At 51.7% G+C, this 437-nt stretch carries 1 protein-coding gene; it reads left to right on the top strand.

Annotation, left to right across the window (positions count from 1 at the left end; all coding sequences use genetic code 11):
• Window positions 1–81: 81 nt before the first annotated feature.
• Window positions 82–437 (top strand): site-specific integrase (locus ACTHUR_RS21340; RefSeq protein WP_440400807.1); only part of this gene is annotated, 356 nt, incomplete at its 3' end.

Here is a 437-nt window from a genome sequence, read left to right as displayed (position 1 = left end):
CTTAAATAGGGCTTTGAAAACCTAAGGCCGTCTGAACGGATGTAAAGTTATGCCGTTCAGACGGCCTTTCAATACAGTTTGATGAGTATGGACGATTTAATAGACAAGCTGCTTGAATCCCTTTGGCTGCAAGACCGGCTCAGCCACAATACGCTGCAAAGTTACCGCCGTGATTTGGTTAAAATCGCAGAGCGTTTGGCCGAGTGCGGGCAGGATTGGTTGAGTGCTGATGAATTTGCCCTGTCTGATGCCGTGTATGCGGAGGGGGAAAAAAGCACGTCCCAAGCGCGGGCATTGTCGGCTTGCAAGCGTATGTACGGCTGGTTGGAAGAAACAGGCCAAAGAGCAGACAATCCCACCCGTTTTCTCAAGGCGCCGAAATCGGAACGCAAACTGCCCACGCTGATTACCGAAGCCCAAATCGACGCACTGCTGGC

The organism is Neisseria sp. P0021.S007 (genome assembly GCF_051956855.1).
The sequence above is the reverse complement of the archived record's forward strand: the minus strand, read 5'-3'. Positions and strand labels throughout refer to the sequence as shown.